Raw genomic sequence first — 24,665 nt, 5'->3', positions numbered from 1 at the left:
ATTGCTTGAATCTTAAGGCTGCTTCGCCTTGCTCTCATCCCGCGCAATCACGACACTCATTTTGTCTAGCGTGAGACGCTTGCGCACGACGTCGTTGATCTGATCCAGCGTCAGCGCGGCAATGCGCTGATCCAGTTGCGCCGCCCAGGCATAGGTTCGATCCAGATCGAGCAGATTGACCCAACCATTGCTGATGGTGTCGTCTTGCGCGCGTGCTTGTTCGCGTTGCTGGCGGATACCGGATTTGGCGCGGTCGAGTTCTTCCTGAGTGAAGCCGTCTTTGAGCACGCGCCGCAATTCTTCGTGAATGGCGGCGTCGACCTTATCCAGATTCTGCGGCGCAGCGATGGCGCCGATGCCGATTTGCGCCGCGTTGCTGATGGCGCTGACCGACAGGAAGGAACTGATGCTGTACGACAGACCTTCGCGCTGGCGCACACGGTCGGCCAGGCGCGACTTGAGGCTGGCGCCGCCGATCAGGTAGTTGGCGACAACCAGCGCCGGGTAGTCGGGATCTTCATCGCGCATGTCGAGATTGAGGCGGGCGATGAGCGTGCCGTTTTCCTTGTCCGGCGTATTGATCGCCAGGCGTGCAGGTGCGATGTCGGCGTAGTCTTGCAACACGCGTTGATAAGGGGCTGCGCTGGTCCAGTTGGACAGGCTCTGCTGAATGGTGCGCGCGGCAGCGTCGGAATCGAAGTCGCCGATGATGGCGATTTCACCCGTCGATGCGCCATAGAAGTTGCGATGAAAGGCTTTGACGTCGTCGAGCGATACTGCCTGTACTTCGGCGATGCGCAGATCCAGCGAGCGTGCTGCGCGCCAGTCGCCGGCCGGATAGTGGTCGAAGTGCTTGGCCAGCGCTTCCTGCGCGCGCGAGGTCGGATCGTTGCGTGAGGCTTCCAGGTTCACCAGAGTTTGTTTGCGCAGTTGTTCGAATTCGGCAGCGTCGAAGCGTGGATGTTGCAGCACGTCTGCCATCAATCGCAGGGCGGCGTCGAGGTTGCCGCGCGTGGTCTGGAAGTTGTAGACGCCACCGCTGATCTTCAGACGGGCAAATTCATCTGCCAGTTGTTCGCGCGTCATCGATTGGCTGCCGCGGCCCAGCATTTCACCAGCCATGCCTGCGACCGTCCGCTTGCCGAACAGGCTTTGGGCATCGCCCCAGTTAAGCTTCATGCTGACCGAGACAGTTTGGCCGCGGGTCTTCTTCGGCAGCAACGCCACCTTCAGCCCACCGATGCGGATGTGCTGAGTGCGTAAATCCAGATTGGACGGTGAGGAGTCAAAGGCTTCGCCGGTGGCGATGGCGGCGCGCGGCTGGTAGTTTTTCAGCGCACTGTCGATACTTGGCGCTGCCGGGATCTCGCTGCGTTGCGGCTGGTCTTCGGGAACGAAGAGACCAACGGTACGGTTGTCACGGCGGAAGTAGCTCGCCGCTGCGGCCGCAACTTGTTGTGATGTCATTGCCGCAACCTGATCGCGGCCGGCAAACAGCAAGCGCCAATCGCCCAGCGCCAGAACGTTGGACAAGGCGATTCCGATGCGCTGGTGATCGCTCAGCAATTTTTCGTAGGCGTTGGCATTGCTGACGCGCACGCGCGCCATTTCGGCTTCCGTCGGCGGCGTCGTGGCAAAGGATTCGATGGCGTCGGTCAATGCCTGACGTACCGGTTCGAGCGGTTCGCCTTTCTTGACTACGGCACCGATGATTTGCAATCCCGGCGCATAGCCGCCCAGCTGAAATTGCATGATCGCGCTGGCCTTGCCGGTTTCCACCAGGAGCTTGTGCAGGCGGCCGTTCGGCGTGTCAGCCAGGATATCGGCCGCAACGCCGATGGCATCCGAGTCGATATGCAGGCCGGCCGGAATCTTGTAGCCGACATAGACCAGTTGCACATCTCCGCTACGGCGAATGGTGAACTGGCGTTCGCCGTCCTGCGTTGGTTCCACCGTCCAGAAATCCGGCAGCGTACGCGTTGGTTTCGCCATCTTGCCGAAACTCTGATTGACCCACTCCAATACCTTGGTTGGATCGAACTTGCCGGCGATCAGCAGCACCGCATTGTCGGGTTGATAGTAGGTGCGGTAGAAGGCTTGCAGGTTTTCGATCTTGACATGCTCGATGTCGCTGCGGTTGCCGATGGTGGCGTTGCCGTAGTTATGCCAGTCGAAAGCGACACTTTGCATGCGCTTGACCATGACCGAGCTGGGTGAGTTTTCACCGCTTTCAAACTCATTGCGTACGACGGTCATCTCGCTGTCCAGATCCTTGCGCGCGATGAACGAGTTCAGCATGCGGTCGGCTTCCATGGTGATGGCCCATTGCAGGTTCTCGTCGCCGGCGGGAAAGAATTCGTAATAGTTGGTGCGATCCAGCGAGGTGGTGCCGTTGAAGTTCATGCCGCGCTTGCTGAACTCTTGCGGGATCGCGCTGTGCTTGGGCGTGCCCTTGAACATCAGATGTTCAAGCAGATGCGCCATGCCGGTTTCACCGTAATTCTCCTGGCGCGAGCCGACCAGGTACGTCATGTTGACGGTCACCGTCGGTTTGCTGGCATCAGGCATGAGCAACAGCTTGAAGCCATTGCTGAAGCGATATTCGCTGATGCCTTCGGCGGATGGCCCCTGCGTGACGCCGGATGGGAGCATAACAGGTGCCTGTGCAGCGGCGGCAGCAGCAAAAGTCAGTAGCAGCGGAAGGGTGTAACGAGCAATACGGCGGGAAAAAGAAGCGGGACGGAGCAGAGGCATGTTTTCCTGAGTGAATGATCAAGGGACACAAAAAGGGGACGCAAAGTCAGCGGCAGTTAGTGGCGGTTAGCAGCGATGCGTATTCTGTGGATTGTCGCATGACGGCCGGTTTACAGCGGCGTGACGAGAGTAGACCGGCAAACGGCGCAAAAAATCCGTGGCGCTCAGGAAGCGGGGAAAGAACATGGGTGAAGCGGGAGGGGGAAGGTTCAGGCGGCGCGATGCGCCTGAACCATGGGCAGCTGATGACAGCTTGCCCGGTCTTATTCGCCTGGCGGCGGCACGTAGCCGTGCGCTGCATCCGCGCCTTCACCGAAGAAATGCTTTTCCATCTGCACGGCCAGGTACTTGCGTGCGCGTGCGTCAGCCAGCATCAGGCGATTTTCATTGACCAGCATGGTCTGGTGCTTGAGCCATCCGGCCCAGGCTTCCTTGGACACGCTTTCGTAAATGCGCTTGCCCAGCTCGCCCGGGTAAGGCGGGAAGTCGAGGCCTTCGGCTTCCTTGTTCAGTTTGATGCAATGGATCATGCGTGCCATGTTGATTCCTTGTGTAAAACGATTATGCAATTAAGTAATTCGGGGGAGGCCATGAGACGCACGCAACTTGGTGAAGAAGCTCAGCGGTTGAGTGCTTGTCGGCAATCTCACGTCCTGACTTCATCATTATAGATTCTTGATCAGCACCAGCGACTTGCGTTGCCAGTTGTACATGTGTTGTCTGTCCTTGGGCAGGTCATCCACCGTCGCCAGCACGAAGCCGCGCCGCATGAACCAGTGTGAAGTGCGCGTGGTCAGCACGAACAGTTTGGTCAGGCCCGACTCGCGCGCGCGCGTTTCGATGTGCTTGAGGATACGCTCGCCGTCGCCTTGCGCCTGGACTTCCGGATTGACGGTCAGGCAGGCCATTTCTCCCATTCTTTCTTTCGGGAAAGGATAGAGCGCCGCACAGCCGAAGATCACGTTGTCATGCTCGATCACCGAGAAGTAATGGATTTCGCGCTCGATCAGTTCGCGACCGCGCTTGACCAGCGTGCCGTCGGCTTCCAGCGGCTCGATTAGCTTGAGGATGCCACCGACATCTTCGATGGTCGCTTCGCGCAGGCTTTCGAGGTTCTCGTAGGTGATCATGGTGCCGATACCGTCATGGGTAAACAGCTCCAGCAGCACCGATCCGTCGGTGGCGAACGGCACGATGTGCGCGCGCGACACGCCGGCGTTACAGGCCTTGACGGCGTTCTTGAGGTAGAAGGCGGCGTCCGGCGGCAGGAAGTTAGCCAGCAGCACGGCTTCAGCCTGGTGCGACGACAACTCGCGGATGTCGGTGCCGGCGGCATCGTGCATCAGTGGTGTTTCGCTCAGGAAAATCAGCTTTTCGGCGCGCAGTGCAATCGCAGCGGAAACGGCCACGTCTTCCATGGCCAGATTGAAAGCTTCGCCGGTCGGCGAGAAGCCCAGCGGCGACAGCAGCACGATGCCGCCTGCGTTGAGAATCGGATGGATGGCGTCAGCCGCGACTTTACGGACGATACCGGTCAGTTGCAGGTCGGCGCCGTCGATCACGCCCATTGGACGCGCCGTCACAAAGTTGCCGGAAATGACACGGATGGCAGCATGCGCCATCGGCGTGTTCGGCAAGCCCTGGCTGAATGCCGCTTCAATATCCAGGCGCAGTTCGCCGGCGGCTTCCTTGGCGCATTCCAGCGCAGCCGAGTCGGTAATCCGCAGGCCATTGTGGAAGCGGGCCTCCACGTTACGCAGCGCCAGTTGCTCTTCGACCTGTGGTCGCGAGCCGTGCACCACAACGACGCGGATGCCAAGGGCATGCAGCAACGACAAGTCTTGCGCCAGAACGGCCAGGCCGCCTGCCGTTACCAGTTCGCCCGGAAAGGCGACCACAAAGGTCTTGCCGCGAAAAGCATGTACATAAGGTGCGACGGAGCGCAGCCACGCCACGAAACTGGCGTAATCGGTGTCATTTTCCATGCTCCGCATTATATACAGTGTCCGGGCCAAGTTTGAGGGACGCAAATAACGGATCAGCTTCGCAAGCGAGAAATTTTTTTTGTGCCGGTTGCAAAAATCAGATTTCTTCTAGATACATAAGAATGATTTTCATTAACAATCTGGGCTTCGGTTTTTATGCGGCGATGTCACAAGCCTCCGTCCGCGTCCTCCGTCGGTCTATCTCCGGCACCGATCCTGCGGCTCACGATCGATCGCATCCATCCTTCCCTGCAAACGCATCTTTGTACTTTGCTCCAGTGCGAGCGAGGCGACTGATGCTGGGGGCTGCGATTGATTATTTCTCGTGATCCGATTGATTTTTAACTACCCACTCGTGTTTCGCCAGCCTCGCGTCAGCCTGCACTTTTCTTGAAAGATTGACCATGCTGAAAATGAACAGGCTGACGCTAGCCGTCATGCTAACGTGCGCCCGAGGGTTTGCCTTGGCTGGAGAAAACGACCCTAATACCGACGCTGCACATCTGCGGCCGGACCAAAGGTCAATGGATGAAATTGTCGTTCGCGCAGTTCGCACCGACGCCATAGCGGCCTCTGTCAGTGTTACCACGCGTGAAGACATTCTCGAGCGTGGAGCGCGCAATATCAAGGATGTGCTTGCAGATCAGCCGGACGTCATGGTGCGTACACGGCCTTCGGATTTCTCTGCGGCCAGATCGGCCACCGGCCGCGCCCGTAACGAAGGGATCAACATTCGCGGTATCGAAGGCAACCGCGTGCTGATTGTGCAGGATGGCATCCGTCTGCCGAACGGCTTTTCATTCGGCCCTGCATTCCAGACCGGGCGCGGCGACTATTGGGATGTCGACAGCTTCAAGCGGATTGAAGTCCTGCGTGGAGCCAATTCCACGCAGTATGGCGCGGACAGCCTGGCAGGTGTGGTTAGCGCCACGACCTTGGGTCCGAGCGATCTGGTCAAGGCCGGCAAGGCCGTGGGTGGTTTTGCGCAGTCGGCTTACGCGCAGCAGGACAATTCTGTCAATCACATGGCAGGAGTAGCGTTCAATGACGAGCGCTGGCAAGGCATGTTCATGGGGAGCTTGCGCAGCGGCCATGAAACTTGGTCGCAGGAAAACGATAGACGCGCCAACAGCAACCGCACGGCACCCAACCCGGTCGACATGGAAAGCCGCTACTACCTGACCAAGCTGGGGTTCAGGGCAGATGCCGGCAATCGCCTGCAGGCGACGCTGGAAAACCTGAACTTGCAGGTCAATACCAATGTGTTGACGCAGGTGTCGCCGGTGCCGTCTTTCAGAAGCACGGCGGCGATGCGTGGCTACGACACGACCAAGCGGCAGCGGCTGTCGTTTGAATACTTCCATGAAGGGAGTGAGACGGATTGGCTGAACCGACTGCATGCGCATGCGTACTGGCAGGATTCCAGTGTTCGCCAGATCACGACTGAGCGTGTCTTCGGTCCACGGAGTGCCATGGAGAGGATGTTCTTCAACATGTTCGGAGCATTTTATGGCGCCATCGCACCAGGCGTATTGCGGCGTTCGCGTGACAATTCCTATGACGAACGCATCGCCGGCCTGAACGTGGTTGCAGACACCAATCTCCGTATGGGAGGGGGCGGGCACGCATTGCGTTACGGAATCGATCTCAGCCATTCAGATATTGCAACTTCCGTAGGGGGGACGGTCCCATTTTCAGGCCATCAGTACCCATACAAACCTTCTCCGGATACCTCGTACCTGCTCGCCGGTGGATTCCTCCAGGATGAGATATCGATCTCAACGCTGAAGATCATCCCCGGGCTACGTTATGATTTTTTCCGTATTGCGCCGGATGCGTCGTCTTTATCGTCCTACGACAAAGCGCAGCTTCTGCTTACCCATTCCACGCCAAAATCGCAAAGCGCCCACGCTTTTACACCGCGTCTCGGCGTGATCTGGGAGATTGCTCCTGCCTTTGTACCCTACTTTAATTACGCCAAAGGGTTCAGGGCTCCGACACCGGATCAGATCAATGCCAATTTTTTCAACCCCTCACTTTTCTATTTGGCCTCGGGAAATCCTGATTTGCGGCCGGAGCGGGTCACGGGAAAAGAACTCGGCGTGCGTGGAGCCATCCAGGGTTTTCATTATTCCGTGGCGGCGTTTGACAGCCGCTACAGCGATTTCATCCGGCAGCGGCTGGTTGGCGTCGATATGAATTTGCCTGCTTTTGTATATAAGAACGTCAATGAGAACAAAGCGCGTATCAGAGGCGTCGAACTCAAGTCTGAGTGGGATATGAGTGCAGCATGGCGTGTCAATGCCGCGATAGCGTACGCTCGCGGTGACGTGATGACGTCGGTATTCGGTGAGGACTTCGCGGCGGATGGCAGCGTATCCGTTGTTGGTACGAAGTGGCAGCCGCTGGATTCGGTTCAACCGATGCGGGCCGTTGTCGGTGCGAGATACCGGCAGGCGAGCTGGGGGGCGCATGTCAATCTTGAACACTCCTGGGGAAAATCTTCGGATCGCATCTCAAGGCCATCTCGAGACAGCGTGGTGCTGATGACCTCGCCTTCCACGGTAGTCAGCGCCGGCACCTGGATCCAGCCTTTGGAGGGCTTCACCGTCACGTTCAATGTGGAAAACGTTTTCAATGCCTATTACGAGCGCTGGTCCGATGTCGGGGAATTGCCTCCTTCCACAGGGAGCAACAGCACGCGCCGGCATTACACGGCGCCGCCACGCAGTTTGCAACTGGCCTTGCGGTATTCCTTTTAAAAGCGCGGTGGCGTCGCGCCTCGCTGCAAGGGGGGCGATAGCTGCTGAACCGAGACCTGAACGCGTCGTCGGCGTGTAGATATCGTCGCCGCAGCACGACAGCCCGCGCCGGTCAGAGCGGACGGGCTGCGACGAGTATAATGTCGGGCTCATGTCTGTTACCAAATCATCCCTTCCTTCCGCATCTGGAAAATCTCGGCAAGTCGTCGATCGCCAGCCGCGCGCGCAAACTAAACCAGAAGCGCCCGTCGCAAAAATAATGCGCAATCCGCTGCCAGAGATCACCTTCCCCGAAGAGCTGCCGGTTTCCGGCCGTCGTCAGGAGATCGCCGAGGCCTTGCAAGCTAATCAGGTCATTATCGTCAGCGGTGAGACCGGTTCCGGCAAGACCACGCAGTTGCCAAAGATTTGCCTGCAACTCGGCCGCGGCGAAAAAGGCCTGATCGGCCACACCCAACCGCGCCGTATTGCCGCGTCGTCGACTGCCAAGCGCATCGCGCAGGAACTCGGCACGCCGCCGGGTGAACACGTCGGCTTCAAGGTGCGCTTCAACGACACGCTGACCAAGGGCGCGTGGGTCAAGCTGATGACGGACGGCATTTTGCTGGCGGAGACGCAGACCGATCCGCTGCTGCGCCAGTACGACACCATCATCATCGACGAGGCGCATGAACGCAGCCTCAACATCGACTTCCTGCTCGGCTACCTCAAGCAATTGTTGCCGAAGCGGCCCGACCTGAAGGTCATCATCACCTCGGCGACCATTGACGCCGACCGTTTTGCGCGTCACTTCGGCAAAGAGGTCAACGGCGAGCTCAAACCGGCGCCTGTGATTGAAGTCTCCGGCCGTCTGTATCCGGTCGAGATCCGTTATCGTCCTGTCGACAATGCCGACCGCAGCAACCTCGCGCCCGAAGTGGCCAATGCGCGTGCAAGGGCCGAAGGCCGTGCAGGATCGGGACAGCAGGCGCAGAAGGATCGCGAGCAGCGCGACCTGATGGACGCCGTGGTCGACGCCGTCGACGAACTGGCGCGTATCGGCTCCGGCGACGTGCTGGTATTTTTGCCCGGCGAACGTGAAATCCGTGATGCTGCCGAAGCGCTGCGCAAGCACCATCCGCCGCACGTCGAAATCCTGCCGCTGTTCGCGCGTCTGTCAGCGCAAGAGCAGGAGCGCGTCTTCAAATCGAGCAACGCGCGCCGCATCGTGCTGGCCACCAACGTCGCCGAGACTTCGCTGACCGTACCCGGCATCCGTTACGTGGTCGATGCCGGTCTGGCGCGCGTGAAGCGTTACAGCTACCGCAACAAGGTCGAGCAGCTGCAGATCGAAGCAGTTGCGCAATCGGCCGCCAACCAGCGCGCCGGCCGTTGCGGCCGTGTCGCTGCAGGCGTCTGTATTCGTCTGTACGACGAGCAGGATTATCTGCAACGTCCCAAATTCACCGAACCGGAAATCCTCCGCTCGTCGTTGGCGTCGGTCATCCTGCGGATGAAATCGTTGCATCTGGCCGATGTCGAGACCTTCCCCTTCATCGAGCCGCCGCTGGGCCGCGCGATTGCTGATGGTTACCAGCTGCTGCAAGAACTGGGTGCTGTCGACGAATTCAATCAACTGACACCGCTCGGCAATCAGCTCGCCAAGCTGCCGCTCGATCCGCGCGTGGGCCGCATGATTCTGGCCGGACGCGAGAACGCCTGTCTGTCCGAATTGCTGATTATCGCCTCGGCGTTGTCGGTGCAGGATCCGCGCGACCGCCCGATGGAAGCGCAGAACGCCGCCGACCAGGCGCACAAGAAATTCGCCGATGAAAAATCCGAATTTCAGAGTTACCTCAAGATCTGGAAGTGGTTCGAAGAAGCCATCGAGCACAAGAAATCCAATCGCCAGTTGCAAGACCATTGCCGCGCCAACTTCCTGTCGCAGCTGCGCCTGCGCGAGTGGCGCGACGTGCATTCGCAATTGCTGACCATCGTGCGCGAGCAGGGCTGGCGCATGAACGAAGCACCGGCGACCAACGAACAATTGCATACCGCTTTGCTGACAGGATTACTGGGTAACGTCGGTTTCAAGTCTGACGAAGATTCACATTACCTCGGCGCGCGCGGGATCAAGTTCCATATCTGGCCCGGTTCCAGCCTGCAAAAAAAAGCAGGCAAGTGGATCGTTGCCGCCGAGCTGGTCGACACCTCGCGTCTGTATGCGCGCTGCGTCGCGCAGATTCAACCGGAATGGCTGGAGCGCGTCGGTGGTCACCTGCTCAAGAAATCATGGGGCGAACCGCGCTGGGAAAAGCGCAGTGCTCAAGTGACAGCATCTGAACGTGCGACCTTGTACGGCCTCGTGGTGTACAGCCAGCGCCGCATCAACTTCGGCCTGATCAATCCGCAGGAAGCACGTGAAATCTTCATCCGCGATGCGCTGGTCGGCGGTGACTTCGAGACGCGCGCGCCGTTCTTTGCGCACAACCAGAAGCTGGTGCGCGAGATCGAAAACCTTGAGCATAAATCGCGCCGCCTCGACGTGCTTGTGGATGACGAACTGATCGCGGCTTTCTACGACAAGCTGATTCCGGCAGACGTCTGCAACGGCATTGGTTTTGAGAAATGGCACAAGGACGCCACTGCTGCAGATGCCAAATTGCTGTTCCTGAACCGCGACGACCTCATGCGTCACGAAGCAGCGGGTGTAACCACCGAGCTGTTCCCCAAGACCATGACGGTGGCGGGTTTGAGTATGGCGCTGTCTTACCATTTTGAACCAGGTACGCCGCGCGACGGTGTCACGCTGACGGTGCCGTTGTACGCATTGAACCAGGTCTCCGCCGCACGTTGCGAATGGCTTGTGCCCGGCATGCTCAAGGAAAAAGTCCATCTGCTGCTGAAGTCGCTACCGCAAAAATTGCGCCGCCATTGCGTGCCGTTGCCGGACTACGCCGCCGGTTTCTGTGAGCGCATGGATGAGCGCCATCTGTTCGGCAAAGGTGATTTGATCGATGCCCTGATCGCCGATATCCGCGAACAGATTACGATCATGGTGAAGACGACAGACTTCAAGCAAGAGACCTTGCCCGCGCATCACGCGATGAACTTCAAGATCATCGATGAACATGGCCGTCAGCTGGAAATGGGCCGCAATCTTGGCAGTCTGCAAGCCGAGTTCGGCGGTCAGGCGCGTGAACAGTTTCAGAAGCTGGCAGAACAGACAGCGATTACCGGTATCGCTACGCCGATAGCCTCCGCCACTGCGTCGCCTGCGGCGGGCAAACCGGCGGCTGCCAAGGCAGCGCCGACGGCAAGTTCGAGTGCCGGCGCAGCGTCGGTCTCTGAATACGGCAATCTCACCAACTGGACTTTCGGCGAATTGCCGGAGCTGCTGGAGATTCAGCGTGGCGCAGGCGGGCCAAACTCGGGAAAATCGCAGACGCTGATCGGCTTCCCGGCGTTGGTCGACAAGAAGACGCATTGCGATCTTGAAGTCTTCGATGATCCCACCGATGCTGCGCGCCAGCATTTCGCCGGCCTGCGCCGCTTGTTCGCGTTGCAGTTGAAAGAGCAGCTCAAGTATCAGGAAAAAAACATTCCCGGTTTGCAGCAGATGGGTATGCAATTCATGGCGCTGGGTTCGCAGGAAGAACTGCGCGACCAGATCCTGTCCGCCGGTCTGGAGCGCGCCTTCATGCAAGAGCCTCTGCCGCGCAATGCCGATGAATTTAATCGCCGCAAGGAAGAGGGCAAAGCGCGCTTTGGTCTGCTGGTCAATGAACTCGCGCGGCTGGCCGGATTGGTATTGGCCGAGTACTACACGCTGCCGAAGAAGCTGCAAACCGTCAAGGCGCACCCCCAGGCCTCGGCCGACATCCAGTCGCAGTTGCAGAACCTGATCGGCAAGCGCTTTATCGCCGACAACGACTACAACAACCTCATGCATTTCCCGCGCTACCTGAAGGCGGTCAATGTCCGGCTGGAAAAACTGCGCGCCGACCCGACCCGCGACACGCGTTTGCTGGCTGAGTGGATGCAGGTCGCAGCGCCTTGGCAACGCGCGCAAAAGGATCGTGGCGCCAACGATCCGAAGATGCTGGAATTCCGCTGGCTGCTGGAAGAATTGCGGGTATCGCTGTACGCGCAGGAATTGCGTACGCCAATGCCGGTATCGGTCAAGCGCCTGCAAAAAGTGTGGGAAACCATGCAGCGCTAGGCTGGATAACGACGCAATATTGCCTGCCGACAGCAGGTTTGAGGAACGATGCTGCATTTAGCGTAAAATTGCAGCACTTTTATCGCAATTCATTTACAAAAAGACAATGGCAATCAAATCCGACAAATGGATCCGTCGCATGGCGGAAAGCGAAGGCATGATCGAGCCCTTCGAGCCCGGTCAGGTCCGTGAGGCCAATGGCCAGAAGATCGTGTCCTACGGCACTTCGTCGTACGGCTACGACATCCGCTGCGCCAACGAATTCAAGATCTTCACCAACATCAACTCGACCATTGTCGATCCCAAGAATTTCGATGAAAAATCCTTCGTCGATTTTCATGGCGACGTTTGCATCATTCCACCGAATTCGTTCGCTTTGGCGCGCACGGTCGAATACTTCCGCATCCCGCGCAGCGTATTGACCATCTGCCTCGGCAAGTCAACCTATGCGCGTTGCGGCATCATCGTCAACGTCACACCTTTTGAACCGGAATGGGAAGGCTACGTCACGCTGGAGTTCTCCAACACCACGCCGCTGCCGGCCAAGATTTACGCCGGTGAAGGCTGCGCGCAAGTGCTGTTCTTCGAAAGCGACGAGATCTGCGAGACTTCGTACAAGGATCGTGGCGGCAAGTACCAGGGCCAGCATGGCGTTACCTTGCCGAAGACCTGAACACGATTCGGACTGTTTCCGGAACGCCACCACCGCTGATGCGCTGGTGGCGTTTTCTTTTGGCGTCTGAATCGCGCAGAGGCTTTACGGGCCGTTGAATTTATACGGTCCGATTTTCCCTGTTTAGCGATGGAAGCGAATGGCCTTCGTCACTATCATCGCCTGATTCGATCACAGTAGTGTTTCAACGGCATTCTGTTGCCACACCGCAGCAGCAGGCTGTCGCAAGCATGCAGACCGATCGGATACTGCAGCATCGTGCTGCAGTTTTTATCTCCTGCGAGATGAAGTTGGAACGATGATTTGTCTCGCGCTAAAAATTACAGGATCAGTTCATGTTTTTACGTACTTTGAAAGTATCGGTGCTCGCGAGCGCGTTGACCGCGGGCGTTTGCGTTTCTTCCGCGGCAGCTGAAGCACAAGGGTGGTATGCAGGCGTCGGCGCGGGCTATGCGCAGAACGAGGTGAGCGGAATCAACTTTATCTCCGGTACTTCGCAGAAGAACAGTGATGCCGGCTTCAAGCTCTTCGGCGGTTATCAGTTCAGCCCGAATTGGGCGGTGGAGCTGGAAGCAGTCAATTTCGGCAAATTCAAGGCCGATTCCGCTGTTCTGTCGTCCCAGGTCAAAGCCTCCGCCTTTGGCGCCAGTGTCGTGGGCAGCTATCCGTTGTCGAGCGATTTTTCCGTGTTCGGCAAACTTGGCGCAGCGGCGAAATTCACCAAGGTGGATGAACGTAGCACGAGCGGAGCCTATGCGTACTCGCAAAAGAAGACATCCGGAAATGTTCTGGCCGGCGCGGGCGCGGAATATCAACTGAGCAAACAGTTGAGCCTGCGCGCAGAGTACGAATACTTCGGCAAGACATCCGTCGGTGACAACGGCGGAAAGCTGACCAACAGCCTGGCGTCCCTCGGTTTGCGTTACAGTTTCTGATCCTCTCGATCCGAATCGGACGTAGAAAAGCCGTCGCAGACTTCAATGTCTGCGACGGCTTTTTTTGCGCACTTTATTTGCCGGCTGACCGACCAGGGCCTCGCTTCGCCCTCGCGCATTTCCTTGCCTCCACGATAAAACGTTTCACCGCTCCCGACTGCCCGCTGTCGCGATACGCCAGATGCAGCGGAGCGGCGAGGCCGGGCGCGTCGTCAATACTGAGATAGCTAACCGACTCCAGTTCGACGTGGCGCATCGACGCCGGGATGATGGAGATGCCGAGACCGGCGGCCACCAGGCTCAGCGTCGACAGGTTCTTGCGCGCCTCTTGCTCCACCCGCGGACTGAAGCCGGCAGCGCGACAAGCCGCGATGATGGTGTCGTAAAGCCCCGGGCCGCTGGGGCGCCGATTGAGCACGAACACTTCCTCGGCTAGCGCCGACAGCGCCACACTCTTGCGGCGTTTGTTACGCACCAGCGGATGTGCCGCGGGCAGGGCGACGATCATTTCTTCCACCATCATGGTTTCGATCGTGATGTCGCTGACGTCGCCCACAGGTGAGCGGATGAAGGCGACGTCGATGCGGTTCTGAGTCATCAGCGCAACGAGGTCGGTGGTGCTGCTTTCCTCCACCGTCAGCGCGACATCCGGTGCGGCGTCACGGAAGGCGCGGATCACGGTCGGCACGAAGGGATGCAGCGACGCTGACTCGGTAAAGCCCACAGCGATACGTCCCAGCTCACCGCGTGCAATCCGTCGTACGCCCGCAACGGTCGAATCGACCTGCGACAAAATAATACGTGCATCAATGAGCAGCGCTTGGCCGCTTTCGGTCAATTCCATGCCGCGCGGCAGGCGGTTGAACAAGGTCACACCCAGTTCATTTTCCAGCGCCCGTATCTGCTGGCTCAGCGGCGGTTGTTGGATACCGATGCGTTGTGCGGCCTTGGTCAGATGACCCTCTTCGGCAACGGCGATGAAGTAGCGCAGCAGGCGCAGATCGATGGATGACATATAATTTAAATATGGATAGAGTGCTTGCCATATATTAGACAAAATAACTCTGCAAGAGTAGCCTTTCGTTTGTCGCGGCACAAGTCCCCGCAGCGAAGGCGAACCATCATGCAAAACCAGAATACTTCACCAGATTCCACATCCACAGCGACCTCCACGGCAGCTGCTGGCTCTTCAACCGGCGCCATGGATGGTCACGACGATCGTGCCTCCGGCCGGGTGATCCCCACCTCGAAAGACCTGTTCCTCGGTTTTCTCGGTCTCGGCATGACGGCGTTCGGTGGTGCGTTGCCGCTGGCGCATCGCATGGTCGTCGAGCGCCATCGCTGGCTTACCGAAGCCGAATTTGTCGAGTTGCTTGGGCTTTGCCAGTTCCTGCCAGGGGGCAATATCATTAACCTGTCGGTGGCGCTCGGCATGCGCTTTCGGGGCGTCAAGGGCGCCGTCTCCGCAATCTTCGGCCTGATCGCCGTGCCGTCCATGGTGGTGATCATGCTCGGCATCCTCTATCAGCATTACCAGAACGATCCCAATATCAAACATCTGTTCGCCGGACTGGCTGCAGCGGCGGCCGGCCTGCTGATTCAGATGGCGGTCAAGATCGCACTGCCGCTGCGCAAGAATCTGGTGCTGGCGGCGCTGGCCACCGTTTGCTTCATCGCCATCGCCTGGCTGCGTATTCCTTTGCTGTGGACCATGCTGGTGATGACGCCGGTGAGCGTGGTCATCACGGCGAAGTTCGCCGACAAGAAGGCAGCAGAAACTAACGCCGAAAAGGGAGCCGCAAAATGAGCGAAACCCTGATTGCACTTGCCATGATTTTTTCCGAATTGTCGGTGCTGGCATTCGGCGGCGGCAACACCATCCTCCCGGAGATGCAGCGCCAGGTGGTGGAAGTCCATCACTGGATGACTGCGGAAGATTTCAGCGCTTTGTTCGCCTTGGGGCAGGCGGCACCCGGCCCCAACCTGATGATCGTGACGCTGGTCGGCTGGCACGTGGCCGGCTTCTACGGCATGCTGGTGACGACGCTGGCCAAGTTCGGCCCCTCGTCGCTGGTCACCATTGTGATGCTGCACGTATGGGAGCGCTTCAAAGACAAGCCGTGGCGCCGCCATGTGCAATCCGGCCTGTTGCCGGTGACGGCCGGTCTGGTCGCCGCCAGCGCTGCGCTGATCGCGCATGCATCGGTCAGCAACGGCATCCTTGCTGTGATCACGGCGGCGACCGCCGCGATTTCCATCAAGACCAAGATTCATCCGCTGTGGTTGCTGTTTGGCGGTGCGGCGGCGGGGATGATTTTCTTGGGGTAAATCACGACTGTTGCCGAGGTCATTCCGGCAATAAAAAAGCCGATCCGGAGAAAACGGATCGGCTTTTTTTACGCATGCAAGAAGTAGCGGTTATTGACGCACGCAATCCACAAAGTAATCGCGGCGGCCATCCACTTCACGCTTGACCAGACCATGCACGTCGGTTTCGAAACCTGGGAATTTCTCATTGAAATCACGCGCAAACTTCAGGTAGTCGACAATGGTCTTGTTGAAGATTTCGCCCGGGATCAACAGCGGGATGCCCGGAGGGTAAGGCGTCAACAGGATCGAGGTGACGCGGCCTTCCAGTTCGTCCAGCGGCACGCGGTCGATTTCGCGGTGCGCCATCTTCGAGAACGCATCGGATGGCTTCATCGCCGGTTGCATGTCGGACAGGTACATCTCTGTCGTCAGGCGTGCGACGTCGTAGGCACGATAGGTTTCGTGGATCTGCTGGCACAGGTCGCGCAGGCCCAGGCGCTCGTAGCGCGCGTTGCGGCCCTGGTTCGCGGCGGCGAACTCGGGCAGGATGCGCCAGATCGGCTGGTTCTTGTCGTAGTCGTCCTTGAACTGCTGCAGCGCCGTCACCAGCGTGTTCCAGCGGCCCTTGGTGATGCCGATGGTGAACATGATGAAGAAGGAATACAGACCGCACTTCTCGACGATAACGCCGTGTTCCGCCAGGTACTTGGTGACGATCGAGGCCGGGATGCCGTTCTCGCCGAATTTGCCGTCCAGCGACAGGCCGGGAGTAACGATGGTCGCCTTGATCGGGTCGAGCATATTGAAGCCCGGCGCCAGGTTGCCGAAACCGTGCCAGTCGTCTTCTGCCTTGATGACCCAGTCTTCGCGTTCGCCGATGCCGTCGGCGGAGAAGCTGTTCGGGCCCCACACCTGGAACCACCAGTCCTGACCGAATTCCTGGTCGATCTTCTTCATGGCGCGGCGGAAATCCAGCGCTTCCAGAATACTTTCTTCCACCAGCGCAGTGCCGCCCGGCGCTTCCATCATCGCAGCAGCAACGTCGCACGAAGCGATGATCGAGTATTGCGGCGAAGTCGAGGTGTGCATCAGGAAGGCTTCGTTGAAGGCGTCCTGATCGAGCTGCACGGTTTCCGATTCACGCACCAGGATCTGCGATGCCTGGGACAGACCTGCCAGCAGCTTGTGCGTCGATTGGGTCGAGAAAATCATCGACTTCTTGGCGCGTGGACGGTCCTTGCCGATGGCGTGCATGTCTTTGTAGAAGTCATGGAAGGTCGCGTGCGGCAGCCAGGCTTCGTCGAAGTGCAGGGTGTCGATTTCGCCGTCGAGCATTTCTTTCAATGTCTCGACGTTGTAGACCACGCCGTCGTAGGTCGATTGCGTGATGGTCAGGATGCGCGGCTTCTTGTTCACGGCTTCGCGCGCGAACGGGTTGGCTTCGATCTTCTTGCGGATACTTTCCATCGTGAACTCTTCCAGCGGAATCGGTCCGATGATGCCGAGATGGTTACGCGTCGGCATCAGGAAGACGGGAATCGCACCGGTCATGATGATGGAGTGCAGGATCGACTTGTGGCAGTTGCGGTCGACGACCACGATGTCGCCGGGCGCCACCGTCGAGTGCCAGACCATCTTGTTGGAGGTCGAGGTGCCGTTGGTGACGAAATAGCAGTGGTCGGCGTTGAAGATGCGCGCAGCATTGCGCTCCGAATCGGCGACCGGACCGGTGTGGTCGAGCAGCTGGCCGAGTTCTTCCACGGCGTTGCAGACGTCGGCGCGCAGCATGTTTTCACCGAAGAATTGGTGGAACATCTGGCCGATTGGCGACTTCAGGAAAGCTACGCCGCCCGAGTGACCCGGGCAGTGCCAGGAGTAGGAGCCGTCCTGTGCGTAGTGCACCAGCGCGCGGAAAAACGGGGGCGCCAGGCCGTCGAGGTAAGACTTGGCTTCGCGAATGATGTGGCGGGCCACGAATTCAGGCGTGTCTTCAAACATGTGGATGAAGCCGTGCAGTTCGCGCAGGATATCGTTGGGGATATCGCGCGAGGTGCGGGTTTCACCGTACAGATAAATCGGGATGTCGGCGTTCTTGTGGCGGATTTCGCTGACGAAGGCGCGCAGCGATTTCAGCGCGAAATCGGTTTCTTCGGACGAGCCGGCGCCGAATTCTTCATCGTCGATCGACAGGATGAAGGCGGACGCGCGCGATTGTTGCTGCGCGAATTGCGACAGGTCGCCGTAACTGGTCACGCCCAGTACTTCCATGCCTTCTTCCTTGATGGCGTCGGCCAGGGCGCGAATGCCCAGACCGGAAGTGTTTTCAGAGCGGAAATCTTCGTCGATGATGACGATGGGGAAACGGAATTTCATAGGTTCTCCAGGAGAACGCATGTGGGGTGGTGATCATGCGTTCAGTTAACACCGCGCCTGGGCGAAAAGCTTACGCGCTCGGACGGCTGTCTTCAGTGTATCGGGACAAGCCGGTCAAACAATGTCGCTGCAAATAGGGAAGCGCGATGGATTTCATGCGGCTTCCAGCCTAGCAGAACCTTCATGAACCTGTTGGTCAAGCCGTCGTGCCGGATTGCGGCGAGAAAGCTGGGGAGGCAGGTTCCAAAAAAGAAGCCGAATTTTCGCAGAAATCGAGAAATGATGGGGCGAAAACTAAAACCGATTTAGCCAAAAATCAGGGAAAAACAACAAAAACTGCTCTGACGCGTTCAGCGTCTTTCGTATGTCACAAATGCGTAGTCAAATTCCTGACTTTCCGAGCGGTGGGTTTCACGCGCTACCTCTTGCCACAGTTGGGGATCGATGACTGGAAAGAAAGCGTCGCAGTCGAAGCTTTTGCCGATTTCGGTGACGATCAGGCGTGTGGCCAGCGGCAGCGATTCGGCGTAGATCTGGGCGCCGCCGATGATGAAGGCGTCCGTGCCTGCCACCAGTGCCGCCGCATCTTGCAAAGATGACACTGTTTCAACGCCGGCATGCGACCACTCGCGATTGCGTGTGATGACGATATTACGGCGATTCGGCAGTGGACGTCCGATGGAGTCGAAGGTCTTGCGACCCATGATGATCGGATGGCCGGAGGTTGTGCGCTTGAAATGCGCCAGATCTTCCGGCAAATGCCAGGGCAGGGTGTTGTTGATGCCGATGCCGTGTTTGCTGTCGGTGGCGACGATGACGCACAGTGCGCCGGAGGCGGAAGGTGTAGGTGACATGCCGATACTTGTGTAGGATTGCCGGAAGTTGGCGGGCATCGTGTTGCGCCGCACCGCCTTGAACAGGTTCTGAGGGCGTCATGTTACAGGACAGCCCGGCCGTCATGGAACTTTCTGGGAAGGATTTGTCCTTATATACGTATCCCCGGTAAGCAAAGAACCTGGCCAGATCTTCGCCAGTGATCGTTCTTTTCGGCAACTGTTGAGAAATTGTCAGATGCTGCACCGCCACGGCGTTTCGAAGATTTCAAGAGGGCGTAGCGAAAGTTCTTCAGCTCAACTCTTGGGCTAACTTGCGCAACATTGGGTAAACTACGCCATCTTTCGAAATGCCGGAGGGGCGTTATCGGATAAGAAAAACTGCATGTCAGACGGAAATCCAATGTTTTTATCTTTGTATCGGCGCGGCGCTCTGAAAGCCGCAGCCATGTCATCTCCGTCCCGTCTCATGGGGCAGGCTGTCCAAGCACTCTTGCCGGCTGCGCTGACCGCGCTGCTGGCTTTTTATGGGAACAATGCTGCGGCGTTCGACTTCAACGACGTTGCCGTGCGCGCCAAGGCGCTGGCCGGCAAGTCGTACAAAAAGCCCGCCGACAAGTTGCCGAAGGAAATCAAGGATCTCAGCTACGAGCAGGCCAATCAGCTGCATTTCAAGCAGGATCGTGCTTATTGGCGTCCCGAGAAGCTGCCCTTCGAATTGTCCTTCGTTCATCAGGGCGGTGCTTATGTGGAGCCGGTGCGCATCAATGAAATCGTCGGAGGCGGTGTACGCGAGATCGCCTTCAATTCAGGTTTGTTCGATTACAGCCATACGCGCATCGACCCGCGCCGTGTGCGCAACATCGGCTTTGCCGGATTCCGCATCCGCTATCCGGTCAATTCGGCCAAGGAAAAGGACGACGTCCTGACCTTCCTCGGTGCGAGCTATTTCCGCGCCATGGGCAAGGGCCAGGGTTACGGTATCTCGGCCCGCGGTCTGGCGATCGATACGGCGCTGTATTCGGGCGAGGAGTTTCCGCGCTTTACCGAGTTCTGGCTGAGCAGGCCGAACCCGGGCGACAAGGAGCTGACGATCTATGCGCTGCTGGATTCGCCGCGTGCGACCGGCGCTTATCGTTTCGTGCTGCGCCCCGGCGTGGATACGGTGATTGACGTCAAGGCGCAGCTGTATCTGCGCGCCAACGTCACCAAACTGGGTATTGCGCCGCTGACCAGCATGTTCTTCTTCGGTGAGAACCAGAATGGCCCTGCGGATGATTTCCGTCCGGAAGTACATGACTCCGACGGCTTGTCGATTCAGTCCGGCACCGGTGAATGGATCTGGCGTCCGCTGGTCAATCCGAAGCGCCTGCTGGTGACGGCCTTCAGTCTCGACAATCCGCTCGGCTTCGGTCTGATGCAACGTGATCGCCAGTTCTCCAGCTATGAAGATCTGGACTATCACTATGAAGCGCGGCCAAGCACGTGGATCGAGCCGAAGGGCAAGTGGGGTGCGGGCCGGGTTGAGCTGGTGCAGATTCCGACACCGGACGAGACCAACGACAACATCGTTGCTTACTGGATGCCGAACAGCATGCCCAAGCAAGGCCAGCCGTTCAATGTCGAGTACAAGATGTACTGGCAAAAAGATACGGAAAAGAAACCGCCGCTGGCCTGGGTTGCGCAAACGCGCTTCGGTCACGGCTACCGCGCCAAGAGCGACGATACGATAGGCATGTCGATAGACTTCGATGGCACGGCACTCAAGAAACTGCCGGCCAATGCCAGGGTGGAGGGGACAGTGGAGAGTGACGGCAACGGCAAGGTGGTCAGCGTGACGACCCGCCGCAATGACGTCACCGGCGGCTGGCGCATGGAGTTGAAGTTGCGCCGCAATGAAGATAACAAGCCGGTCGAACTGCGTGGATTCCTGAGGAACGCTGCGCAAAACGGTCCCGGCGCAACCCTGTCTGAAACGTGGAGCTACATATTACCCCCCAACTGAGGCAAGCCTCTGAAACGTCGCAACAACTGGAGCGCTATCTCGACCGCCTGCCGCTGACACCTGAACAGCGCCAGGCGCTGGCTGCCCGTGCGGGCGAGTTGGATTCCGGCGACGCTATGCGCGACCTGCATGGACTGCTGGCGGCCGAGCGTGGCTTGTCTGCCGATGCGTCCGAAAATGCACCCGACAATCCGGCGCACGGCTCAGTGGCAGCACGCCTTGAACTGCTGTACCCGCAAGCGGCTGTCAAAGCCATCGCCACACAGGTGCCTGCAAACAGCACCGCTGTTCCTGGTCCCGGCGACGATCTCAAGGTCGCACCACCCATCAATCGCAAATCCATGGTTCCGCGCCCCTGGGGCACGCTCAATCCGCTGTCGCGCTGGGTAGAAGAAGCCACGCGCAAGTTCGAGCAGCGCGCCGCCCGTCGCAAGGGTCTGCCGCCAAAAGAACCGGTCTTCATCGAAGACACGCTGGATTTGCCGGATTCACCCGATCCGCGCGGCTACTGGACGCATAGCGGCAACGTGCGCCGCATCGTGTTGCTGATCCTGATGCTGATGCAAAGCGCGCTGGCAACCTATTTCATGAGCGACGTTTTGCCCTATCACGGCGAAAAACCGCTGGAGATGGTAGTGCTGGCCTTGTTCGCCTTACTGTTCTGCTGGGTGTCGGCGGGTTTCTGGACAGCCATGACGGGTTTCCTCGTGCTCATGCGTGGCGACGATCCTTATCTGATCTCGCACGAACAAGCCGGCCCGAAATGGATTGCGCCGGGAGCGCGCACCGCCATCGTCATGCCGATCTGCAATGAAGACGTGGCGCGCGTGTTTGCCGGTTTGCGTGCGACCTATGAATCGGTACAGCGCCACGGCGATCTCGACCGTTTCGATTTCTTCGTCCTCAGCGACAGCGGCGAGTCCGACATCTGCGCCGCCGAGACGCAAGCCTGGGCCAATCTGTGCAAGGACGTCGGCGGTTTCGGCCGCATCTTTTATCGTCATCGCCGTCGCCGCGTCAAACGCAAGAGCGGCAACATCGATGACTTCTGTCGCCGCTGGGGCGCCGATTATCGCTACATGCTGGTGCTCGACGCCGACAGCGTGATGAGCGGCCAATGCCTGTCGACGCTGGTGCGCCTGATGGAAGCGCATCCCAGTGCGGGCATCATCCAGACCGCACCGCGCGCTGCCGGACGCGACACGCTGTATGCGCGTATCCAGCAATTTTCGACGCGGGTCTACGGCCCCTTGTTCACTGCCGGTCTGCACTACTGGCAACTGGGTGAATCGCATTACTGGGGCCACAACGCCATCATTCGCCTTGAGCCGTTCATGAAGCATTGCGCGCTGGCGCCACTGCCCGGCGACGGCAATCTGTCCGGTCCGATTCTCTCGCATGACTTTGTCGAAGCCTCGCTCATGCGTCGCGCCGGCTGGTCGGTGTGGATCGCTTACGACCTCGACGGCAGCTATGAAGAAATGCCGCCCAACCTGCTCGACGAACTCAGCCGCGATCGTCGCTGGTGCCAGGGCAACCTGATGAATTTCCGCCTGTTCCTGGCGCGCGGCATGCACGTCGTGCATCGCGCCGTGTTCGTCACCGGCGTGATGGCTTACTTGTCGGCACCGTTGTGGGCCTTGTTTCTGGCCTTGTCGACGGTACTGCTGGCAACGCATACGCTGATCGATCCGCAGTACTTCGTCGAGCCGCGCCAGTTGTTTCCGATCTGGCCTGAGTGGCATCCCGAGAAGGCCCTGGCGCTGGTGTCGGCCACAGCAACGATCTTGTTCCTGCCGAAAATACTGAGCGTGCTGCTCATCATCGCCAAGGGCGCAAAAGGCTACGGCGGCGCGGTGCGCGTGACACTGAGCATGCTCATCGAACTGCTGTTCTCGATGATGCTGGCGCCGGTGCGCATGTTGTTCCATACGCGCTTCGTGCTTGGTGCTTTCCTCGGCTGGGCGCTGAGCTGGAAATCGCCGCCGCGCGCTGACAATGAAACCGGCTGGGGCGAAGCCTTCCGTCGCCACGGCGTACATTCGGTGCTGGGCGTTGCGTGGGGGGCGGTGGTGTACTGGCTCAATCCCTCGTTCATCTGGTGGCTGATGCCGATCGCAGGTTCGCTGGCGTTGTCGGTGCCGCTGTCGGTGCTGTCGAGCCGCGTGTCCTTCGGCCGTCTGTTCCGCCGTTCCAAACTGTTCTCGATTCCGGAAGAAGTCGATGCGCCGCGCGAGTTGCGCGACACTGTTTCGCATCTGAACGCGACTGCACCGCTACCGGGCTTTATCGATGCCGTCGTTGATCCGTCCGTCAATGCGCTGGTGTGCGCCAGCGCGCATGGTCATCCGCGCATGCCGGCAGTCAGCCGCGGTGCGGGCGATTCGCTGGTGCTGCAGGCATTGCGTCGCGGTCCTGGCGTGTTGACCGAGAAGCAGAAGCACACATTGCTGGATGACCCGCGCCTGTTGTCGGCGCTGCATCTGGCGGTCTGGAGCCAACCGACGCGGCACTCATCCTGGATGGCGGCGAAATGAGGAGAGACGACGTGGAAGACATGTCCGATATGACCGCAGAAAATCGCCACCTGGCCGATCCGGTCGCAGTACCCGATCAGCGGCGACGCAGGCTGATTCGCCGCGGCTGGAGCGCGCTGGCCTTATTGTTGGTGGTGGCTGCCGGCGTCGTCGGCTGGTACGGCTACCGTCAGCGTCATCCGCAACCGGTGCCGGTCAGACTGGAAACCGTCATCGCCGAACGCGCGGACATTGAGCAGGTCGTCAACGCCACCGGCAACGTCGCCATGCAGAGTTATGTCGACGTTGGCACCAAAGTCACCGGTCAGATTTCAGATGTTTATGTCGGCATCGGCGAAACGGTCAAGGAAGGTAAACTGCTGGTCGCCATCTCGCCGGTGGTGCAAGCCGGCCGTGCTGAAAACAACCGTGCCCAGATGGCGCGCCTCAAGGCTGAACTGGCAGGACAAAATGCCCAGCTCGATTTCGCCCAGTTGCAATTCCAGCGCCAGACGCAATTGAAAGCCGAGAATGCCACCCGCGAGGAAGCCTTCGAATCCAGCCGTATGGGTATGTATTCCGCCGCAGCCAAAGTTGACGCCATCAACGCGCAGATCCAGCAGCTCGATGCGACCATGAAGGAAGACGAAGCGGTACAGAAGCAGACCAAAATCGTCGCGCCCATCAGCGGGACGGTGGTGGCCTTGTCGGCGCGCATCGGCCAGACCTTGTCTGCAAATCAGGATGTGCTCATGCGCATCTCGGATCTGAGCAAGATGAGTGTGCAGGCGCGCGTGGCGGAGGAAGACGTCACCCAGTTGCACAAGGGAATGACGGCCTACTTCAGCACTCCCGGTTATCCCGGCAAACGCTGGGCCGGCAAGCTTCGGCAGATCATGCTGCTGCCGGCGGACGACTCCGGCAAGCAAGGCAAGAAAGCGTTCTACACGGTCTTGTTTGACGTCGCCAACCCCAGCCGTGAATTGATGGCGGGCATGACGGCGGATGTCTTCTTCGTGCTGTCCCGGGTAGAGCGTGCGGTGACGATTCCGGCATCGCTGGTGGTCAAGCCGGACAACAAGGGCATGCAAAAACTGAAGATACTGCATGCGGACGGCAAGCTCGAAACGCGTGATGTCAGGATCGGCATTCGCAACGCCGACAAGGCGCAGGTTATTTCCGGGTTGGCGGAAGGTGAGCAGGTGTTATTGCCTGCATCACCCGCAGCGGTATCTTCTACCGCACGTACCGGCGACAAAGCCGGTTAGTTTTTTCGGCGCACTTTTCATTTCTTTTTCTTCAGCTCTTTTTGCTACAG

General features: G+C 58.9%; 15 protein-coding genes. 9 read left to right on the top strand and 6 right to left on the bottom strand.

Translation table 11 applies throughout. The features are described from left to right. Positions 1 to 12: 12 nt before the first annotated feature. The 3 genes from hmeg3_RS17785 to argA form a co-directional block, all read right to left on the bottom strand. Positions 13 to 2,754 carry a pitrilysin family protein gene (locus hmeg3_RS17785; protein WP_094564909.1) on the bottom strand — a complete coding sequence of 914 codons (2,742 nt, stop codon included), beginning with the start codon at positions 2,752 to 2,754 and terminating at the stop codon, positions 13 to 15. 263 nt (positions 2,755 to 3,017) lie between these two features. Beyond that, positions 3,018 to 3,293, bottom strand: coding sequence for an oxidative damage protection protein (locus hmeg3_RS17780; RefSeq protein ID WP_094564908.1), 276 nt, complete (start codon positions 3,291 to 3,293; stop codon positions 3,018 to 3,020). 126 nt (positions 3,294 to 3,419) lie between these two features. Beyond that, on the bottom strand, positions 3,420 to 4,748 hold the full coding sequence (gene argA / locus hmeg3_RS17775; RefSeq protein WP_094564907.1) for an amino-acid N-acetyltransferase: 1,329 nt from the start codon (positions 4,746 to 4,748) through the stop codon (positions 3,420 to 3,422). Positions 4,749 to 5,143: 395 nt separating this feature from the next. Here argA and hmeg3_RS17770 point away from each other — a divergent pair, with 395 nt between their 5' ends. From hmeg3_RS17770 to hmeg3_RS17755, 4 genes are all read left to right on the top strand, one after another. Next, positions 5,144 to 7,501, top strand: coding sequence for a TonB-dependent hemoglobin/transferrin/lactoferrin family receptor (locus hmeg3_RS17770; RefSeq protein ID WP_094564906.1), 2,358 nt, complete (start codon positions 5,144 to 5,146; stop codon positions 7,499 to 7,501). Positions 7,502 to 7,652: 151 nt separating this feature from the next. Beyond that, a complete protein-coding gene (gene hrpA, locus hmeg3_RS17765) occupies positions 7,653 to 11,702 on the top strand; it encodes an ATP-dependent RNA helicase HrpA (protein WP_094564905.1) in 4,050 nt (1,349 codons plus the stop codon). 106 nt (positions 11,703 to 11,808) lie between these two features. Beyond that, on the top strand, positions 11,809 to 12,375 hold the full coding sequence (gene dcd / locus hmeg3_RS17760) for a dCTP deaminase (RefSeq protein WP_016833037.1): 567 nt from the start codon (positions 11,809 to 11,811) through the stop codon (positions 12,373 to 12,375). A gap of 335 nt (positions 12,376 to 12,710) precedes the next feature. Beyond that, entirely contained in the window at positions 12,711 to 13,310 is a 600-nt protein-coding gene (locus hmeg3_RS17755; RefSeq protein ID WP_094564904.1) for an outer membrane beta-barrel protein, read from the top strand. 73 nt (positions 13,311 to 13,383) lie between these two features. Here the strand turns inward: hmeg3_RS17755 and hmeg3_RS17750 are convergent, their stop codons facing one another. Next, on the bottom strand, positions 13,384 to 14,325 hold the full coding sequence (locus hmeg3_RS17750; RefSeq protein ID WP_094564903.1) for a LysR family transcriptional regulator: 942 nt from the start codon (positions 14,323 to 14,325) through the stop codon (positions 13,384 to 13,386). Between the two features lie 186 nt (positions 14,326 to 14,511). Between hmeg3_RS17750 and hmeg3_RS17745 the strand changes: the two genes are divergently transcribed. Further along, positions 14,512 to 15,117 carry a chromate transporter gene (locus hmeg3_RS17745; protein WP_094566428.1) on the top strand — a complete coding sequence of 202 codons (606 nt, stop codon included), beginning with the start codon at positions 14,512 to 14,514 and terminating at the stop codon, positions 15,115 to 15,117. Then, positions 15,114 to 15,638 carry a chromate transporter gene (locus tag hmeg3_RS17740; RefSeq protein ID WP_094564902.1) on the top strand — a complete coding sequence of 175 codons (525 nt, stop codon included), beginning with the start codon at positions 15,114 to 15,116 and terminating at the stop codon, positions 15,636 to 15,638. The genes hmeg3_RS17745 and hmeg3_RS17740 overlap by 4 nt, the downstream gene beginning before the upstream one ends. A gap of 90 nt (positions 15,639 to 15,728) precedes the next feature. Here the strand turns inward: hmeg3_RS17740 and hmeg3_RS17735 are convergent, their stop codons facing one another. Then, complete coding sequence (locus tag hmeg3_RS17735) at positions 15,729 to 17,993, bottom strand: arginine/lysine/ornithine decarboxylase (protein ID WP_094564901.1); 2,265 nt, start codon at positions 17,991 to 17,993, stop codon at positions 15,729 to 15,731. A gap of 350 nt (positions 17,994 to 18,343) precedes the next feature. Next, positions 18,344 to 18,847: a dihydrofolate reductase gene (locus hmeg3_RS17730; RefSeq protein ID WP_094566427.1), complete on the bottom strand. Its 504-nt coding sequence runs from the start codon at positions 18,845 to 18,847 to the stop codon at positions 18,344 to 18,346. A 427-nt stretch (positions 18,848 to 19,274) separates the two neighbouring features. On the opposite strand from hmeg3_RS17730, the gene hmeg3_RS17725 reads away from it, so the two are divergent. The 3 genes from hmeg3_RS17725 to hmeg3_RS17715 are packed head-to-tail and all read left to right on the top strand — an operon-like array spanning position 19,275 to position 24,615. Beyond that, positions 19,275 to 20,831 (top strand): glucan biosynthesis protein G, encoded by a 1,557-nt coding sequence (locus hmeg3_RS17725; protein ID WP_198361890.1) that lies wholly within the window; start codon positions 19,275 to 19,277, stop codon positions 20,829 to 20,831. Continuing rightward, positions 20,804 to 23,368, top strand: a complete 2,565-nt coding sequence (mdoH, locus tag hmeg3_RS17720) for a glucans biosynthesis glucosyltransferase MdoH (RefSeq protein WP_094564899.1) — start codon at positions 20,804 to 20,806, stop codon at positions 23,366 to 23,368. The genes hmeg3_RS17725 and mdoH overlap by 28 nt, the downstream gene beginning before the upstream one ends. Before the next feature lie 20 nt (positions 23,369 to 23,388). Then, a complete protein-coding gene (locus hmeg3_RS17715; protein WP_232512023.1) occupies positions 23,389 to 24,615 on the top strand; it encodes an efflux RND transporter periplasmic adaptor subunit in 1,227 nt (408 codons plus the stop codon). Positions 24,616 to 24,665: the final 50 nt, after the last annotated feature.

The sequence above is a fragment of the Herbaspirillum sp. meg3 genome (assembly GCF_002257565.1).
Classification (GTDB): Bacteria; Pseudomonadota; Gammaproteobacteria; order Burkholderiales; family Burkholderiaceae_D; genus Herbaspirillum.
This window is presented reverse-complemented; position numbering and strand designations above follow the sequence as displayed.

Excerpts from the sequence above, each read along its gene's own strand:
- hmeg3_RS17785 (WP_094564909.1), bottom strand. The coding sequence starts at position 2,754 with ATGCCTCTGCTCCGTCCCGCTTCTTTTTCCCGCCGTATTGCTCGTTAC.
- hmeg3_RS17780 (WP_094564908.1), bottom strand. The coding sequence starts at position 3,293 with ATGGCACGCATGATCCATTGCATCAAACTGAACAAGGAAGCCGAAGGC.
- argA (WP_094564907.1), bottom strand. The coding sequence starts at position 4,748 with ATGCGGAGCATGGAAAATGACACCGATTACGCCAGTTTCGTGGCGTGG.
- hmeg3_RS17770 (WP_094564906.1), top strand. The coding sequence starts at position 5,144 with ATGCTGAAAATGAACAGGCTGACGCTAGCCGTCATGCTAACGTGCGCC.
- hrpA (WP_094564905.1), top strand. The coding sequence starts at position 7,653 with ATGTCTGTTACCAAATCATCCCTTCCTTCCGCATCTGGAAAATCTCGG.
- dcd (WP_016833037.1), top strand. The coding sequence starts at position 11,809 with ATGGCAATCAAATCCGACAAATGGATCCGTCGCATGGCGGAAAGCGAA.
- hmeg3_RS17755 (WP_094564904.1), top strand. The coding sequence starts at position 12,711 with ATGTTTTTACGTACTTTGAAAGTATCGGTGCTCGCGAGCGCGTTGACC.
- hmeg3_RS17750 (WP_094564903.1), bottom strand. The coding sequence starts at position 14,325 with ATGTCATCCATCGATCTGCGCCTGCTGCGCTACTTCATCGCCGTTGCC.
- hmeg3_RS17745 (WP_094566428.1), top strand. The coding sequence starts at position 14,512 with ATGGATGGTCACGACGATCGTGCCTCCGGCCGGGTGATCCCCACCTCG.
- hmeg3_RS17740 (WP_094564902.1), top strand. The coding sequence starts at position 15,114 with ATGAGCGAAACCCTGATTGCACTTGCCATGATTTTTTCCGAATTGTCG.
- hmeg3_RS17735 (WP_094564901.1), bottom strand. The coding sequence starts at position 17,993 with ATGAAATTCCGTTTCCCCATCGTCATCATCGACGAAGATTTCCGCTCT.
- hmeg3_RS17730 (WP_094566427.1), bottom strand. The coding sequence starts at position 18,847 with ATGTCACCTACACCTTCCGCCTCCGGCGCACTGTGCGTCATCGTCGCC.
- hmeg3_RS17725 (WP_198361890.1), top strand. The coding sequence starts at position 19,275 with ATGTCATCTCCGTCCCGTCTCATGGGGCAGGCTGTCCAAGCACTCTTG.
- hmeg3_RS17715 (WP_232512023.1), top strand. The coding sequence starts at position 23,389 with ATGTCCGATATGACCGCAGAAAATCGCCACCTGGCCGATCCGGTCGCA.